Origin of the sequence: Halopseudomonas pachastrellae, assembly GCF_900114765.1 — a bacterium.
In the GTDB taxonomy this organism is placed as follows: Bacteria; Pseudomonadota; Gammaproteobacteria; order Pseudomonadales; family Pseudomonadaceae; genus Halopseudomonas; species Halopseudomonas pachastrellae.
Genome location: NZ_FOUD01000022.1, coordinates 12,665 through 29,916, shown reverse-complemented (window position 1 = coordinate 29,916; position 17,252 = coordinate 12,665). Strand labels below are relative to the sequence as shown.

Genomic DNA, 17,252 nt, shown 5'->3' with positions numbered 1-17,252 from the left:
CAGTAGCCAATCCGACGGGTGTCCGCACCTGTCCCAATGCAAGCATGCGGCCAAGACCGCAGCGGTGGAATGATATTCGGAGAGACCTATGGTTGGTGCAGCAGGAGCCATGAAACAGGCGATGGCCAAGGCCGAGCCCAATGACTTTGTGAAGATCGAACGCATCAGCAAGCGATTCGATGAAGCGCTGGCGGTGGATGACGTCAGCCTGAGCATCAATCGTGGCGAGATCTTCGCCCTGCTTGGTGGTTCAGGCTCGGGCAAGTCGACGCTGCTGCGTATTCTCGCCGGCTTCGAGCGCCCCAGCGAGGGCCGCGTGCTGCTGGACGGTCAGGACATTACCGACCTGCCGCCGTACGAACGCCCGATCAATATGATGTTCCAGTCCTACGCGCTGTTTCCGCACATGACGGTGGAGCAGAACATTGCCTTTGGCCTCAAGCAGGACAAGCTGCCCAAGGCCGAGATTGATGCCCGCGTTAAGGAAATGCTCAAGCTGGTACACATGACCGAATACGCTCGCCGCAAACCGGATCAGCTGTCCGGCGGCCAGCGCCAGCGCGTTGCCCTGGCCCGCTCACTGGCCAAGCGGCCCAAGGTGCTGCTGCTCGATGAGCCGATGGGCGCCCTGGATAAAAAGCTGCGTACCCAGATGCAGCTGGAACTGGTCGAGATTATCGAACGCGTCGGTGTAACCTGCATCATGGTGACCCACGATCAGGAAGAGGCCATGACCATGGCCCAGCGCATCGCCATCATGCATCAGGGCTGGATTGCCCAGGTCGGCACGCCGATGGACATCTATGAAAGCCCGGTCAGCCGCCACGTCGCCGAGTTCATCGGCAGCGTGAACATCTTTGAAGGCGAGATCACCGCCGACATGGAAGACCACGCCATCATCCAATGCGACAGCCTGGACAAGCCGATTTACGTCGGCCACGGCATCACCACCCGCGCCCAGGACAAGAACATCATCTACGCCCTGCGCCCGGAGAAAGTCTGGGTCAGCGCCGAGAAGCCCGAAGGTGAGCACAACAGCTCCCACGGCGTGGTGCACGACATTGCCTACCTGGGCGGTCACTCGGTGTATTACATCAAGCTCGACAGCGGCAAGCTGGTACAGGCCTTCTTTGCCAACTCCGAACGCCGGCTGCCTCGCCCCACCTGGGACGACGAGGTCTACATCAGCTGGGATGACGACAGCGGGGTCATTCTGCACTCATGAAAATGCCACGCCTGACACCGCCCGGGCGCTTCTGGGTCATCAGCGTCCCGTATCTGTGGCTGTTCCTGTTCTTCCTGCTGCCCTTCGCTATCGTGCTGAAGATCAGCTTCTCGGAAGCCGCGATCGCCATTCCGCCCTATCAGCCGATCTTTCAGTACGTCGAGCAGAAGCTCAATGTCGTTCTGAATCTCGGCAACTACATTTTCCTCAGCCAGGACGGCCTCTACCTGTCGGCCTATCTGGGTTCGCTGAAGATCGCCTTCTTCTCGACCCTGATCTGCCTGTTTCTGGGCTACCCGATGGCCTACGCCATCGCCCGTGCGCCCAAGGAAAAGCAGCTGGTCTACCTGCTGCTGGTGATGATGCCGACCTGGACTGCGATCCTCATCCGCGTCTACGCCTGGATGGGCATTCTAAGCAACAACGGCCTGCTCAACTCGGTGCTCATGGGCATTGGCCTGATCAGTGAGCCGCTGCAGATTCTCAACACCAACACCGCGGTCTACATCGGCGTGGTCTACGCCTACCTGCCGTTCATGGTGCTGCCGCTGTACGCCAACCTGGTCAAGCACGATCACAGCCTGCTGGAAGCCGCCATGGATCTAGGCGCGGGCAAGATCAAGGCGTTCTGGACCATCACCGTGCCGCTGTCCAGAACCGGCATCATTGCCGGCTCCATGCTGGTGTTCATCCCGGTGGTCGGCGAGTTCGTGATTCCCGAGCTGCTGGGCGGCCCGGAAACCCTGATGATCGGCAAGGTGCTGTGGCAGGAATTCTTCAATAACCGCGACTGGCCGGTCGCCTCGGCGCTGGCGATTGTCATGCTGGTGATCCTGATCGTCCCGCTGGTGCTGTTCCACTACAACCAAGCCAAGGAAATGGAGAAGAAGTCATGAGCAAGCGTCCCAACTTCTCCACCGTCATGCTCTGGCTGGGCCTGATCTTCATCTACCTGCCGATGATCATTCTGGTCATCTACTCGTTCAACGCCTCGCGTCTGGTAACCGTCTGGGGCGGTTGGTCGGTGCACTGGTACGTCGGCCTGCTGGACAACACCCAGTTGATGAACTCGGTCAAACGCAGTCTGCAGATTGCCTTCTTCACCGCCACCGCGGCGGTGGCGCTGGGCACCCTGGCAGCCTTTGTGATGACCCGCATCAAGCGCTTCCGTGGCCGCACCCTGTTCTCCGGGCTGGTGACCGCGCCGCTGGTGATGCCTGAAGTGATCACCGGTCTGTCGCTGCTGCTGCTGTTCGTGGCCATGGCGCAACTGGTCGGCTGGCCGGCAGAGCGCGGCATGGTGACCATCTGGATCGCCCACGTGACCTTCTGTACCGCCTACGTCGCGGTGGTGGTCAGCGGACGTCTGGGCGAGCTGGATCAGTCGGTCGAAGAAGCGGCGATGGATCTCGGTGCACGGCCGTGGAAAACCTTCCTGCTGATCACCGTACCGATGATTGCCCCCTCGATCGCCGCCGGCTGGCTGCTGTCCTTTACCCTGTCGCTGGACGATCTGGTACTGGCCAGCTTTGTTTCCGGCCCCGGCTCGACTACGCTGCCGATGGAAGTCTTCTCCGCCGTACGCCTTGGCGTGAAGCCCGAAATCAACGCGGTCGCCAGTCTGATTCTGCTGGCGGTGTCGATCTTTACCCTGATCGGCTGGTTTATCGCCCGCAGCGCCGAAAAGCGCCGGGCGACGCCCCCGGATGACGAGGAAACCATCACCTGGCAGGCGGTCATCGACAGCCGCCGCAACTGAACCACCCGGGCAGGACGGGGCACACACTGCCTCGTCGCCGCCCATCACTACTGCATTACCCCTCTCCAGAGAAAACAGTTGGCTTTGACCGCTGATCAGTTTACTCGCCACATTGAATGAACACTCATTCAATGTGGCGTTGTGATCGCGATCGAAAGCCGCTATCACGCACTGCACAACGCTGGCGATAGTGGCTAGAATGCTCAAATGAACACTCATTCGATGACCACAAAAGCACCCCTTCCGCGCATCAAGGACAAACGTCAGGCCATTCTCAGTGCCGCCCTGAAAGTCTTTGCCGAAGGTGGTGTGAACGGCGTTCCCATGCCGGCTTTGGCCGAACAGGCTCAAGTTGGCACCGGCACGATCTATCGCTATTTCAGCAGCAAGGAGGCTCTGGTCAACGAGCTATTTCGCGAGCAGCGACAGTTCAAACGGGACCTGTTGTTCGAAGGGCTGGATCACAGCCTGTCGGCACACCAGCAGTTTGCTGTCGTCTGGCAACGCATGATCCGCTACAGCCGCGAGCACCCGGACACCTACCGGTTTCTGGAAATGCAGGATCACCGCCCGTACCTGGACGAGCAAAGCCTCAAGTTGGAGCAAACGTTCTTTGCCCCACTGGTCGCACAGTACCGGCTGTATCAGCAGCAGGGCGTTTACCGCAGCGATCTGCGTGCAGAGGTGCTGTTAGCCATGGTTTGGGGCACTTTTGCCAACCTGGTGAAGTGCGAGCGCGAAGGCCTGCTGGTGCTGCAGAGCCAGGATCTGGAGGCGGCCTGCGAGACCTGCTGGTCGATGCTCACCGGCTGACCACCACCTTGCTGTCAGACCCGCAACAAGAGGCAGCAGTGATGAGCAAAACAACACAATCCCTGAGTGCATTGGGCCTGAGCGCCGCGCTTGGCACCACCGCCGTGGCTGGTTAAACACAAGAGCGCGTGCTGCAGATGATCGCGAGCGGCGAAGCCCATTTGGCCGACACTTTGATGCCGCTGTTCAAACAGCTGGAGCCCGTCAGTCTGGACTTCATGCTTGGTACCTGGCGTGGCGCAAGTTCGATGGCGGTGCCGAACCAGACCCGCTGGAACTGGTACGGCATACGCTTCACCAGCATCAACGATGTCGAGCCGATCCTCTACCCTGGCCCGGATGGAAGCCTGCAAAACTATCACAAGCTTGGCCGTGCGCAGATCCGAGAAATAGTATTTGACGGCACGGTCTCTGCAGCGCTGATTCTGCGATCAGCAGCCGATCATCGACTATTTCCGCAAGGTCAACGATGACGTGGTCATTGGCCTTGGCGACATCAAAGGTATGCCACTGGAGTTCTTCTTCCACCTGACCCGCGATCAGTAGAGCCTGTTGCCGCTTTGGTCACCCGACCGCCGGAGCCGCCAGGCAAGGCAGAAGGAGCGCCGGGAGATGCTGAACACCCTGCGCCTCTCCCTCTTTGGTCTGCAGAGAGCTTACAGGCAGCAGGCGGCAGGCGGCAGGCGGCAGGCGGCAGGCGAACAATATAGCGACAGCCTCCGATAACAAAACGCCGCTTTTCTGGACTGCGTCAGAACGCGAATCGGGGTAGCATGGACAGCAACTCAACGCCGGCATCGCCGGCGTTTTCCTGTCATCCACCTGGAGAAGCCCCGTGTCCAAACTGGTTCCTGCCATTGATCCCGAAGGTCTGCTCGAATACTCCGTGGTCTTTACCGACCGCTCCCTGAACCACATGTCGCAGACATTCCAGCAGGTCATGCGTGATATTTCCGGCACCCTGAAAGGCGTCTACAACGCCAACGCAGTTGCCGTGGTACCGGGTGGCGGTACCTTTGGTATGGAAGCAGTCGCACGCCAGTTTGCACAAGACAAGAAGTGCCTGGTCATCCGCAACGGCTGGTTCAGCTACCGCTGGAGCCAGATCTTCGAAATGGGCCGCATCCCCGCCAGCGAAACCGTGCTCAAGGCGGTCAAGTCGGACACTGGCAACCAGCCAGCGTTTTCCCCGGCGCCGATTGAACAGGTGGTCGCCGAAATTCGTGCCAGCAAACCGGATCTGGTATTCGCCCCACACGTCGAAACCGCAGCAGGCATCATCCTGCCTGATAACTACCTGCGCGCTGTAGCCGATGCGGTGCACGAAGTCGGCGGTCTGTTCGTCCTCGACTGCATTGCCTCGGGTACCGTCTGGGTCGATATGCAGGCCTGCGGTATCGACGTGCTGATCAGCGCGCCTCAGAAAGGCTGGAGCGCCTCCCCGTGCAGCGCCCTGGTGATGTTCAGCGAACGCGCCGAGCAGGTACTGGAGCAAACCACCAGCACCAGCTTTGCCGCCGACCTGAAGAAATGGCGTCAGATCATGCAGGCGTACGAGAACGGCGGCCACGCCTATCACGCCACCATGCCGACCGATGCGCTCAAGGCGTTCCGCGATACCATGCTGGAAACCCGCGACTACGGCTTCGAGAAGGTCAAGCAGGAACAACTGGCCCTGGGCAGCGCCGTCCGTGAGCTGATGCAGGAGCTGGGCTACAAGAGTGTCGCCGCCGACGGTTTTGGTGCTCCCGGCGTGGTGGTCAGCTACACCGACAACGACGGCATTCAGAGCGGCAAGGCGTTTGCTCCGCTCGGCTTGCAGACCGCCGCCGGCGTACCGCTGATGTGCGACGAGCCAGAAGGCTTCAAAACCTTCCGCCTTGGTCTGTTCGGTCTGGACAAACTGCACAATCCCGAACGCACGGTTGCCACGCTGCGGGAGGCCTTTGCTGCGCTTTAAGCGCAGCAAAAACAGCGGCAAGCTACAAGCTACAAGCAAACCCGGCCTCGATGCCGGGTTTTGTTTATGCGCTGGGGTTGGCTGCCGCCCGGCATGCAGTTCTGCTGGCGCCACCTACCACAGCGTGCCCCGTATAAAGCCAAAAGAAAACCCGCGCGACTGAACACCGTGCGGGTTTTTCATGTAGCTTGCAGCTTGCAGCTTGCGGCTGGCTAGCCCCGCTAGCCCTTTTGCTGCGCCATGATCTCTTCCATCGCCAGGCCAGTGAGGCCGTGGATAGTGCGCCAGAGGTAGAACAGGATGCCCATCATCATCACCATCGAGGGGATGGCGATCATCGGGTAGCTGACCAGGGTCATCTGGCCCAGCTGCTCGTTGAACGCTTCGGTCCCGGCCGGGCTGGTGACGATCCACTTGGCCAGGATGTAATTCATCGCCGATGAAAAGAAGAAGGTGCCGGCCAAGAAGTAGGTGGCGCGCAGCAGACGCAGGTTGAAAATTTCCACCAGCCCGCGCTCCTGCAGTCGCTCCTGTACCAGGGCGACGTTGATCACCTTCTCGTTGTACAGCATGGTACGAATCAGCGGGTAGCGAGTGCGGGTCGAGATCAGCACCGCCAGCCCGAGCACGCCCGGCACTGCCGCTTCCTTGATGGCCAGCCACTTGTTGTCCAGCTGCAGCAGACCAATACCGCCGGTCAGCAACACGCTGACCACACCCAGCGCGGCGATAAAGTTGAACTTGCGATACTGCACCAGTTCGAACACGCCCCAGCCAACCGGCAGCGCCAGCGCCAGAATCAGCGCGTTGGCGGCGCCCAGCTGGGCCTCGCCACTGAGCTTCATCAGGATGATCGAGGGGATAACAATGCTGACCAGCAGGTCGATCAGCGGACGCGGCTTGTGCTGCGCGGGGGCGGAGTTGGCATCGGACATGGCGGGGAAAACAGTCTCCGGCGGAGGGAAAGGGCCATCATACACAGGCTGGCGCCCCGCTCCCAGCGACGCGCCAGCAGCCAGCCGCAACCTCAGGCCAGCATGGTGCTAACCAGATAGGCGGTATAACCGACGTAAGTCGCCAGCAGCAGCACGCCGTTAAAGCGGGACACCGTGCCCTGCTTGCCCATGCGGCCGATGCCCATCACCAGCAGCACCAGCGTCAGCACAAACATCACCACCCAGTCGCGGTAGAGCACAACCGGCTCAACCGCCAGCGGCGCGATGCCGGCGGCAATGCCCACCACCGCCAGGGTGTTGAACAGCCCCGAGCCGATGACGTTACCCAGCGCCAGGTCATGTTCATTGCGGCGAATGGCCGCCAGCGAGGACGCCAGCTCAGGCAGCGACGTACCGATAGCGACAATGGTCAGGCCGATAATCAGATCGCTGACGCCCAGCCCCTCGGCAATGTAGACCGCCCCCCAGACCAGCAGACGCGAGCTGGCAATCAGCAGCACCAGCCCCAGAACCAGCCAGAACAGCGCCTTGTTCAGCGGCATCGCATGGCTGGCCACTTCCTCGGCGTACTCGCCGGACAGGGCGTCGTCCTTACCGCGCATACCCTGCACAACAGACCAGCCCATCAACAGAAAGAAGGCGCCCAGCAGCACCCAGGCATCGTTGCGCGACAGCGCGCCATCCAGCAATTGGTAACCCGCCAGCAGGGTGATGCCGAGCAGAATCGGCAGTTCCTTGCGAATAACCTGCGAGTGCACCTGGATCGGGCTGATGATCGCCACCAGGCCGATGATCAGCGCAATATTGGTGATGTTGGAGCCGTAGGCGTTACCCAGCGCCAACCCCGGATTACCCTGCCCGGCAGCCAGCGCCGAGACCACCATTTCCGGCGCCGAGGTACCAAAACCAATAACCAGCATACCGATCAGCAGCGGCGGCATGCCGGCATGGGTAGCGGTGGCCGAGGCGCCATCCACGAAGCGGTCTGCACTCCAGACCAGCAGAGCCAGACCGGCAATTACGGCGGCAATAGCCAACAACATCATCAGATTCCTGTGTGAGTTGAAAAATAGCGCCCATTATCAATGATAAGCGGTGGACGGTGACAAAAAGATTCAGAATTCTCGTCGCTCGCCGATACACTACGCGGCCGCAACGGTTCTGCCGTTTCGACATGCCGGCACGCCGTTGGTGCCAAACACAATGCTCAGTCTGCGATGAAGGACCATCCCCACCCCAACACAGGTGACTATATGGCCATCAACCGTTCCCTGCGACAGCAAACTCTGGCACTCATGCTCGGTAGCCTGCTACTGATGCTGCTGGTATCGCTGATCATTACCCTGACCCTCGCCGGTAGCGTCAACAGCTACCAGAACCTGCTCGAGCGTCCGCTGGCCAGCGCCAGCCTGATCAACCGCGCCAACCTGGAGTTCAAGACCCAGGTGCAGGAGTGGAAGAACGTGCTGCTGCGCGGTACCGACAGCGCCGACCGCAGCAAATACTGGAGCCAGTTTGAGGCCAGCGAGAACGCCGTGCAGGCGACCCTGCAGGAAATCGCCGCGCTGGACATCGACAGTGCGCAACAGGCAGAGGCACGTGAGCTCGCACAGAAACACCAGACCCTGGGTACCGCCTATCGCAACAGCCTGCGCGCATTTGAGTCCGCCGGCATGGATCCGACCGCCGGCGACCAGGCCGCGCGCGGCATTGATCGGGACTTCAGCGAGCATCTGAGTGGCCTGGCCGCACGCCTCAACCAGCAGGCACAAGAGCAGAGCACAGCCATCAATCAGGCCGCCAGCCGCGCGCTGTGGATCGGGCTGGTCAGCCTCTGCGTCGCAGCAGTGCTGATTGGCGTACTCAGTCAGTGGCTGGTCAACCGCCGCCTGGTCAACCCGATTACCCATCTGATCCGGCAGATCGAGCAGCTCAGCCACGGGCGTCTGGGCCAACCCATCAACAGCCATCGCGCCGATGAGCTGGGCACCCTTGCCCGCGCCGCCAACCAGCTGCGCGACTTTCTGGAAAGCACCTTTGGGCAACTCAAGCGCAGCACCGGCGAGCTGGACCGCGCCAGCGGCGAGCTCAACACCATCGCCACCCGCATGGCCCAGGGCAGCCGCGATCAGTTCTCGCGCACCGACCAGGTAGCAACCGCGATGCAGGAAATGTCAGCGTCCGCTGTTCAGGTCGCGCAGCACGCCGCCGAAGCAGCCCATGCCGCCGACGACGCCGACAGCAACGCCCAGCAGAGCGCAGCGGTGATGCAGCAGACCATTACGGCGATGCAGGCAATGCTGCAACAGATCAACCATACCACCGACGTGATTCAGCGCCTGGAAGGCGACAGCACGCGTATTGGTAAGGTACTGGATGTGATTCAGGGCATTGCCGAGCAGACCAACCTGCTGGCGCTCAACGCAGCCATTGAAGCAGCCCGGGCCGGTGAAGCCGGCCGTGGTTTTGCGGTGGTCGCCGACGAAGTACGCACCCTGGCCCAGCGCACCGCAGAGTCCACCTCGGAAATTCAGCAGATCATCACCGACGTGCAGACCGGTGCCGGCGAGGCGGTGAAAGCCATCGCCAGTGGTCAGGCGCAGAGCGAAAACAGCATGCAGCAGGTCAATCAGGCGGGCGAGCGACTGCAGCAGATCACGCTGGCCATCGAGGCGGTACGCGACATGAACCGGCAGATTTCCACCGCCGCTGACGAGCAGACCAGCGTAGCCGAGGACATCAGCCGCAACATCACCGAGATCACCGATATCGCTGCGGCCAACCAGAAAGAAGTCGACAGCACCTCCCGCGCCAGCCAGACGCTGCACGAGCTGTCTGGCGAGCTGGGAACGCTGACCGGGCGCCTGTCGGCCTGACCAGCGGCCAGGCCGTTGCGCATGACTCAGGCGGTCGCCGCGCTGGCGCTCGCCTGACGTTGCCGCTCTTCCTCGTAGAGTTCCTTCTTCGACAGCTTGCCGACCGGCGTCTTGGGCAGCTCGGGGCGAATTTCCATCGCCGACAGCCGCTCATGCTTGCCCAGTCGTGACGCCAGAAACGCCTGCAAGGTCTCAAAGTCGAACGCCTCGGCCCCGGCCTTCAGTTTAATAAAGGCCTTGGGCGCCTGCCCGCGATAGGCATCCTGGATGCCGATTACGGAGACTTCTTCAACGCCCGGGTACTCGTAAATGGCTTCCTCGATGACGCGCGGATAGACGTTGTAACCACTGCACAAGATCATGTCCTTGGTACGATCGACGATGTAGACGTAACCATCCTCGTCCATGTAGCCCACATCACCGGTACGCAGGAAGCCGTCTGCAGTCATTGCCTCTGCCGTCGCGTCCGGGCGCTTCCAGTAGCCTGCGGTAATATTCGGCCCCTTGATGCAGACCTCACCACGCTCGCCGATCGGCAGCTCGGTTTCGCCGCCGTCGAGCGGCAGGATGCGAATCTGCGTGCCCGGCACCGGCACACCGCATGACCCGGGGCGCGGCTGGGCGTCGCGCGGCGTAAAGGTGCCGCTGGTGGTGGTTTCGGTCATCCCCCAGCCCTCACGCAGGGCGCAACCGGAACGGGAGAAGTACTGCTGCTGGACCTCGACCGGCAACGGCGCGCCACCGGAGTTGGACATTTTCAGCGACGACAGATCGTGCTTGTCGGTCTCCGGATGACTGAGCAGGCCGATGAACATGGTCGGCACGCCCGGGAAGGTGGTAATGCGGCTTTGACTGATCTCGCGCAGCACCGTCAGCACGTCAAAACGCGGGTGCAGGTAGATCTCGGCGGCAGCACGCAGGCCAAAGATCATATTCACCATCAACGCGTAGATGTGGAACGGCGGCAGCACTGCCAGCACCCGCTCCTGCCCGGGCACGATCGCCGAACGCAACACCTCGCGCAGCTGGGCACAGGAGGCCGTGATATTGCCGTGGGTCAGCATCGCCCCCTTGGGGACGCCGGTGGTGCCGCCGGTATATTGCAGCACAGCCAGCGTGTTGGCCGGATCGGCCAGCAGGTGCTCCCGATAATCGCCGGCATTGTCCAGCAGCTCGGCAAAACTGCAGCACTGATCGCCCCAGGCCACCATCGCCGGTTTGCCAAGCAAATGGCGCTGCTCGTCGCTGACCTCACCACAGAACTCGACCAGACTGCCCACGACCAGCTGACGCAGCCGAGTGCGCGTCATCAGGCTCGCCATACGCGGGTAAAAGGCCTCCAGATCCAGCGTCAGCATGATGTCGGTCTGACTGTCCTCGATCTTGTGCTCGAGGGTGCGTTCAGCATCCAGCGGTGAATAGTTCACCACCGTCCCGCCGGCGCGCAGCACACCGAGAAAACCGATGAAGTAATGCGGGCAGTTGGGCAGATACAGCCCCACATGGACGCCGGGGCCAACCCCCAGTTTCTGCAGACCACAGGCCGCGCGGGAGACCAGAGCGTCGAGTTCGCTGTAGGTAAGCTTGTGGCCAAGGAAGTCGATTGCCGGATTATCGGGGAACTCGGTGACGGCCGCGTCCAGCAACGCCGGAATGGCCTCCGGGGTATAGGCAAGCTCCCAATTCACGTCCGACGGATACGACTTCAACCAGCGCAGTTCGGTGTCCACAGCATGCTCTCCATTGTCTGCCCGGGCGGCTTTGGCGCGGGACGCTTTTTGTTTTCCCAACCCTAGTCGCTGTGCCGTGCTCCGGTGAAGCTTGATCGACTGCGGATATGTCGGGCCATAGCCGCTGCCAACGCTGAGCGACAAGGCAAATCCTGCCGCAAATCAATAATCTGCCAGTCGAATCAACGCATCATTACAGTTTGATGTTACTCGGCCGATAGCAAGTCCGAGTCGGCCCGATAACAGTATCGTCCCTATACCCCTCCCTGCCCATCCAGGAGCAAACCGTGTTCAAAAGCCGTCAATTACGCGCAGAGCTGCAACAATCCCAAGAACTGAACCGGCAACTGCAGGAGCAACTCGGCACCCTGACGGCACAACTGGACGAACGACAACGGCAGTTCGATGCGCGTATCGGCATTGCCGAGAGCGAGCAGACCCTGTCCCAGAAGCTGCTCGGTTGCCGGGAAATGGGGGATCATCTGGTCCAGGATGTGCGCGAATCGGTGGCCAGCGCAGCGAGCCGTCTGATGGATGAGCAACAGACCCTGACCGCGCTGAGCGAGATCTTCGCCCAGACCCAGCAGGCGGTGCGCAGCCTGCAGGCACGCTCCGACACGGTCGGCAATCATGCCGAACGCAATGCCGAGTCTGCCAGCAGCCTTGACGAAACCGCCGGCCGCATTCGTGCCTTCATTGCCGTCATCCAGGACATCTCCAAACAGACCAGCCTGCTGGCCCTGAATGCGGCCATTGAGGCGGCACGAGCCGGCGAAGTGGGTCGCGGTTTTGCCGTGGTAGCCGATGAGGTACGCAGTCTCGCCGAGAAGGCCCAGCACGCCAGCGAAAACATTGAGGTTCTGGTAACCCAGGTAATGGAAAAGAGCCAGACCCTGTCCGGCATGGCTGAGGAATCCATGCAGAGCAGCCTGGAAATCGCCGCCTCTGCCCAGCAGATTGATCAGGTAACCCATCAGGTCATCGACCATGCCGACCGGATGAAGCAGGTGATCAACAGCTCTGCCACGCGCAGCTTTCTGTCGACCGTTAAGCTCGATCATGTGGTCTGGAAGATGGATCTATACCAGCGCATCGCCGCCGGCAACCTGAGCCAATCACTCACCGATCACCACGAATGCCGCCTGGGGCAATGGTATTACCGTGGCCAGGGAGCTGACCTGTACAGCCACCTGCCGGCATATCGTCAGCTGGAAAACGTGCATCGCCAGGTACATGAATGCGGTCTGCAGGCGCGCGACGCCGCTCTCAAGGGTGACAATGACAGGCTGCACCGGCTGCTCCTGGACATGGAACAGGCCAGTGTCCAAGTCGCCCAGCAGCTCGACCGCCTCGAACGGGAGATCGGCAGCAGTCACTGATCTGCGCAGTGTCCGCAAGGACACTGCCGCGACACTCAGCGCTATTGCGACCATCGCCGTCACACGCTATACAGAGAGACCCTTACGCCCGCAGGAAAGAACAAGAGAGAAGGAATGCGTAAACGTCTTACGCCCGTGATCATCGTGCTGATCGGGATCATTGTTTTCATCATCCTGCGTGTCACCCGCGACCAGCCTGAACCGGTCGGCAACCAGGAGCGCGCCTGGCGCGTCGCCACCGAAACCATCAGCCCTGACGCCTTTCAGCCGCGACTGACGCTCTATGGCCAGCTTGAATCGCCCCGCCGATTCACAGTCGTAGCACCGCTGTCCGGTCGCATCGCCGAATTGCCGGCCAACGATGGTGCCAGCGTCGCCCAAGGTGAACTACTGATTGCCCTGGACGACGCTGACATCAAACCGCGTATTGCCCAGGCCCGCGCCGAGCTGGCCGACGCCAAGGCCCAGCTGGACAGCGAAAGGCTGGCTAACGATGCAGATCGCCAGGCCCTGCGCATGGAACAGCGGCTGGAAGAGAACGCCCGCAAATCGCTGGAACGCATGCAGCAACTGGTCGAGCGCCAGATGGTCCCCGCCGTCGAACTGGACAACGCCCAAGACGCGCTGGACCGCGCCGCACTGACCGTCGCCAACCGCCAACGCAGCCTGACCTCACACCCGGCGCGCCTGGCCGCCCAGCAAGCCCGCGTGGAGCGCGCCGAGGCAGCACTGCAAAGCACGCTGCGTGATGCCGAACGCAGCCGCTTTGTGGCGCCCTTTGACGGCATGGTGGGCAGCGTGCAGGTTGCGGTCGGCGATCAGGTCAACGCCAACGCCGCGCTGCTGGACTTTTACCCGCTTGAAGGCATGGAGCTGCGCGCCCTGGTGCCGCAGGTTCACAGCCAGGACTTCATCAACGCCCTGGGCGAAGGCCAGCAGCTCGAAGCCCGCAGTCTGGATGTGCAGCCACCGTTACAACTGACCCTGACCCGCATTGCTGGCCAGGCCGACGCCAGCGGTATCGAGGCACTGTTTCGGGTCGATAACCCGCGTGCCGACCTGCGCCTGGGCAACCTGATGGCAGTCAGCGTCGCGCGGCCAAGCCGCAACGACAGCGTGGCACTGCCCTACAGCGCGCTGTACGGCAACAACACGGTCTACACCGTGGAAGACGACCGCCTGCGGGCCATTGCCGTAGAGCGTGTTGGCGAAACACTGGACGAGCAGGGCAACAGCCGGGTACTGGTGCGCTCACAGGGGCTGCAAAGCGGCATGCCCATCGTCACCACGCACCTGCCCAACGCCATGTCCGGACTGAAAGTGGATATGGATGAACCGGCAGCGGAGCCGGCGCAATGAGCAATGCCGGAGCGCTGGGTTTCTTTGTTCGCCACAAGGTCGCCGCCAACCTGCTGATGCTGGTCATGCTGATGGGCGGCGTAATCGGCCTGTCGCGCATGAACATCCAGTTCTTCCCGACCTTTGCGCTGGACTTTGTCACCGTGCAGGTGGTCTGGAACGGCGCCGCCGCCGAAGACGTCGAGCAGGCCATCACCATTCCGCTGGAGCAGCGCCTGCGCAGCATCCAGAACCTGAAGAACATGACCTCGACTTCGGCCCAGGGCGTCTCCAGCATCACCCTGGAGTTCCGCGAGGGCACCGACCCGATTGTCGCGCTGGATGACGCGCGCCAGCAGGTCGATGAGTTCCGCAACCTGCCGGCAGCGGCCGAGAAGCCCGAGGTCGTTCGGGTTGCCCGCTACGACCCGATTGCCAACCTGCTGCTGTACGGGCCGTTCGAGCCGCACGAGCTGCGCAGCATCGCCAACCGCATGGAAGACGACCTGCTCAACCATGGCGTCGACCGCATCGTCATCAACGGCGTGCCCGAGCAGCAGATCAGCATCGAAGTCCCCAACGCCGAGCTGCGCCGTCTGGGCATGTCGCTGGATCAGCTGGCCACGCGCATCAACGCAGAGTCGCGCGACCTGCCGGCCGGTCAGGCCGGCGAGATGGACTCGGCGCGCGAATTGCGCGCCATCGAGCAGCGCCGCGACCCGCAGGCCTTTGGCAGCATCGCCCTGCAACCGGAGGGTGACAGCCATCTGCGACTCGGCGATATCGCCGATATTCGCCAGGAGCCACGGCGCAACCAGGTGCTGCTGCGCTATGACGGCTACCCCGCTGTCGAGCTGCAACTTGAGCGCAGTGAAGACGGCGACTCGCTGGAGTCGGCCAAAATTCTCAACGACTGGCTGCAGGAGATCCGCCCCACCCTGCCGCCGCAGCTGCAGATTCACGCCTATGACCAGGCCTGGCAACTGATCGACGACCGCATCCGCCTGCTGGTCAACAACGGCCTGAGCGGTCTGATACTGGTGCTGATCCTGCTCTATCTATTCCTGCCGGCGCGAGTGGCACTCTGGGTCGCGGTCGGCATTCCCACCGCCTTCCTCGCCGCCATGGCCGTGTTCTGGGTGATCGGTGGCTCGATCAACATGATCTCGCTGTTTGCCCTGATCATGGCCCTCGGGGTGATCGTCGACGACGCCATTGTGGTCGGCGAAGACGCCGACGCTCACCACCGCAGCGGCGAAGCCTCCGAACGCGCCTCGGAAGGCGCCGCCAAACGTATGCTCTGGCCGGTGGTAGCCTCTTCGCTGACCACCATCGCCGCCTTCATGCCTCTGCTGATGGTGGGCGGTATTTTCGGCAACATTCTGGGCGACATCCCCACGGTGATGATCTGCGTACTGATCGCCTCATTGCTGGAGTGCTTTGTGGTGTTGCCACACCACCTGCGCGAGGCCTTTCGCCCAAGCAAGCAACGCTCCGGCCGGCTGGCCGCCATCGGCAACCGCCTGGACAGCGTCCGCGCCCGTTTCGACGCGGGCTTCAACCGCTTTCGCGATGGCCGCTTTCGCAGTCTGTCGCAGGCCGCGCTGGCCAACCGCGGCACAACCCTGGCCTGCGCCCTGGTCAGCGTGATCATCACCATCGGCCTGCTCAGCAGCGGTCGCATCGGTTTCAGCTTCTTCCCCACGCCCGAGCCGCAGGTGCTGTACGCCAACGTCAACTTTGTTGCCGGCACGCCGCGCGCCAGCATGGTGTCCTTCATGCGTGAGCTGGAGGACAGTCTGGGCGAGACCGAAGCGGCGCTGGGTGGCGAGCTGATCCTCACCGCGGTAACCCGCGAGGGCGAGGTACTGGGTGACAACGGCGTTGCGCGCCAAGGCGACAACCTGGGCTCGATGATGGTCGAGCTGGTATCTCCGGATCACCGCGAGGTGCGCAACAAGACCTTTATCCGCGAGTGGCAAAAGCGTATTCAGGCACCGCCCGGCATCGACCGCATCAACATCACCGAGCAGCAGAGCGGCCCGCCCGGCAAGGATGTCGACATCCGCCTGACCGGCTCCGACCCGCAGCAGCTCAAGGATGCCGCCGACGCGCTGTCGGTAATCCTCTCCGGTATCGAAGGCGTGGTCAGCACCGACGACGACATGACCTGGGGCCGCGAGCAGCTGGTCTACAGCCTGACGCCCTACGGGCAGGCGCTGGGGCTCAGCATCGAGAGCGTCGGCAACCAGCTGCGCGCGGCCTACGACGGCCGGCTGGCGCAGATCTATCAGGACAAGCGCGACGAGATCGAAGTACGCGTGCAGCTGCCGCGCGCCGAGCGCGAAAGCCTGGCCAGCCTGGGTGACCTGAACATTCGCCTTGACGATGGCCGGTTCGTGCCGCTGCGTCAGGTGGTCACCTTTACCAGCAATCAGGGCTTCTCCGCCCTGCGCCATGCCGATGCGCAACTGGCTACCGACGTCACCGCCGACATTGACAACAACCAGACCACCGCCGGTGTGGTGCTCAAAACCGCCGCGCAGGAGCTGCCGGCGCTGGCCAGCCGCTACAACGTGCGCTACAGCTTTGAGGGGCGCTCGGTCGACCAGCAGGAAACCCTGGCCGACATGCGCGACGGCCTGATCATCGGCCTGCTGCTGATGTACGCCGTGCTGGTGTGGGTGTTCTCTTCCTGGAGTACGCCGCTGATCGTCATGTCGGTGATTCCGCTGGCCCTGGTCGGCGCCCTGCTCGGCCACTGGGTGATGGGGCTCAACCTGACCATCCTGTCGCTGTTCGGGCTGTTCGGCCTGTCCGGCATCGTGGTCAACAACTCGATCATTCTGGTGAGCTTTTATCAGGAACAGCGCAAACGCGGCCTGGCGGTCAACGAGGCTCTGAACGAGGCGGTTGTGCAGCGCCTGCGGGCGGTCATGCTAACCTCCCTGACCACCATCGGCGGCCTGCTGCCGCTGCTGTTCGAGACCTCGTTGCAAGCCCAGTTCCTGATCCCCATGGCCACCTCCATCGCCTTCGGCCTGGGCTTCTCGACCCTGCTGGTGCTGCTGGTAGTGCCGGCACTGCTGTCGATGCTGGAGGGGTGGAAGGAGCGCCGAGCGGCCGCCTAAGGCGGCCGCCAGCTGCAAGCCTCAAGCGGCAAGCTACAAGCAAACCCGGTCTTGGTGCCGGGTTTTGTTTTGGAGCTGAAAGCTG

At 62.2% G+C, this 17,252-nt stretch carries 14 protein-coding genes; 11 read left to right on the top strand and 3 right to left on the bottom strand.

The genetic code is table 11. From position 1 onward, the window contains the following. The first annotated feature begins 88 nt into the window (after positions 1-88). From BM116_RS16160 to BM116_RS16135, 7 genes are all read left to right on the top strand, one after another. Positions 89-1,225 carry an ABC transporter ATP-binding protein gene (locus BM116_RS16160; RefSeq protein ID WP_083728132.1) on the top strand — a complete coding sequence of 379 codons (1,137 nt, stop codon included), beginning with the start codon at positions 89-91 and terminating at the stop codon, positions 1,223-1,225. After that, entirely contained in the window at positions 1,222-2,121 is a 900-nt protein-coding gene (locus tag BM116_RS16155) for an ABC transporter permease subunit (protein ID WP_083728133.1), read from the top strand. Before BM116_RS16160 ends, BM116_RS16155 begins: the two co-directional genes overlap by 4 nt. Further along, positions 2,118-2,984 carry an ABC transporter permease subunit gene (locus BM116_RS16150; protein WP_083728134.1) on the top strand — a complete coding sequence of 289 codons (867 nt, stop codon included), beginning with the start codon at positions 2,118-2,120 and terminating at the stop codon, positions 2,982-2,984. The genes BM116_RS16155 and BM116_RS16150 overlap by 4 nt, the downstream gene beginning before the upstream one ends. A 222-nt stretch (positions 2,985-3,206) precedes the next feature. Beyond that, positions 3,207-3,797 carry a TetR/AcrR family transcriptional regulator gene (locus tag BM116_RS16145; protein ID WP_169847286.1) on the top strand — a complete coding sequence of 197 codons (591 nt, stop codon included), beginning with the start codon at positions 3,207-3,209 and terminating at the stop codon, positions 3,795-3,797. A 137-nt stretch (positions 3,798-3,934) separates the two neighbouring features. Then, positions 3,935-4,270, top strand: coding sequence for a GXWXG domain-containing protein (locus tag BM116_RS16140; RefSeq protein WP_235846782.1), 336 nt, complete (start codon positions 3,935-3,937; stop codon positions 4,268-4,270). A 1-nt stretch (position 4,271) separates the two neighbouring features. Next, positions 4,272-4,343, top strand: coding sequence for a hypothetical protein (locus tag BM116_RS19345; protein ID WP_407920320.1), 72 nt, complete (start codon positions 4,272-4,274; stop codon positions 4,341-4,343). Positions 4,344-4,632: 289 nt separating this feature from the next. Continuing rightward, positions 4,633-5,757, top strand: a complete 1,125-nt coding sequence (locus BM116_RS16135) for an aminotransferase class V-fold PLP-dependent enzyme (RefSeq protein WP_083728137.1) — start codon at positions 4,633-4,635, stop codon at positions 5,755-5,757. 221 nt (positions 5,758-5,978) lie between these two features. On the opposite strand, the gene BM116_RS16130 is transcribed toward BM116_RS16135, so the two are convergent. Together BM116_RS16130 and BM116_RS16125 are read right to left on the bottom strand one after the other, a co-directional pair. After that, the gene (locus BM116_RS16130; RefSeq protein WP_083728138.1) at positions 5,979-6,692 is read right to left on the bottom strand and encodes a VC0807 family protein; all 714 of its coding nucleotides are present in this window, start codon (positions 6,690-6,692) and stop codon (positions 5,979-5,981) included. Between the two features lie 92 nt (positions 6,693-6,784). After that, a complete protein-coding gene (locus BM116_RS16125; RefSeq protein WP_083728139.1) occupies positions 6,785-7,756 on the bottom strand; it encodes a calcium/sodium antiporter in 972 nt (323 codons plus the stop codon). Between the two features lie 210 nt (positions 7,757-7,966). On the opposite strand from BM116_RS16125, the gene BM116_RS16120 reads away from it, so the two are divergent. Further along, positions 7,967-9,589: a methyl-accepting chemotaxis protein gene (locus BM116_RS16120; protein ID WP_083728140.1), complete on the top strand. Its 1,623-nt coding sequence runs from the start codon at positions 7,967-7,969 to the stop codon at positions 9,587-9,589. 26 nt (positions 9,590-9,615) lie between these two features. Here BM116_RS16120 and BM116_RS16115 read toward each other — a convergent pair whose 3' ends face one another. Further along, complete coding sequence (locus BM116_RS16115; RefSeq protein WP_083728141.1) at positions 9,616-11,319, bottom strand: long-chain-fatty-acid--CoA ligase; 1,704 nt, start codon at positions 11,317-11,319, stop codon at positions 9,616-9,618. Between the two features lie 287 nt (positions 11,320-11,606). Here BM116_RS16115 and BM116_RS16110 point away from each other — a divergent pair, with 287 nt between their 5' ends. From BM116_RS16110 to BM116_RS16100, 3 genes are all read left to right on the top strand, one after another. Continuing rightward, positions 11,607-12,698 carry a methyl-accepting chemotaxis protein gene (locus tag BM116_RS16110; RefSeq protein WP_083728142.1) on the top strand — a complete coding sequence of 364 codons (1,092 nt, stop codon included), beginning with the start codon at positions 11,607-11,609 and terminating at the stop codon, positions 12,696-12,698. 114 nt (positions 12,699-12,812) lie between these two features. Continuing rightward, a complete protein-coding gene (locus tag BM116_RS16105; protein ID WP_083728143.1) occupies positions 12,813-14,057 on the top strand; it encodes an efflux RND transporter periplasmic adaptor subunit in 1,245 nt (414 codons plus the stop codon). Further along, entirely contained in the window at positions 14,054-17,167 is a 3,114-nt protein-coding gene (locus tag BM116_RS16100; protein WP_083728144.1) for an efflux RND transporter permease subunit, read from the top strand. The genes BM116_RS16105 and BM116_RS16100 overlap by 4 nt, the downstream gene beginning before the upstream one ends. The last annotated feature ends 85 nt before the right edge of the window (positions 17,168-17,252 follow it).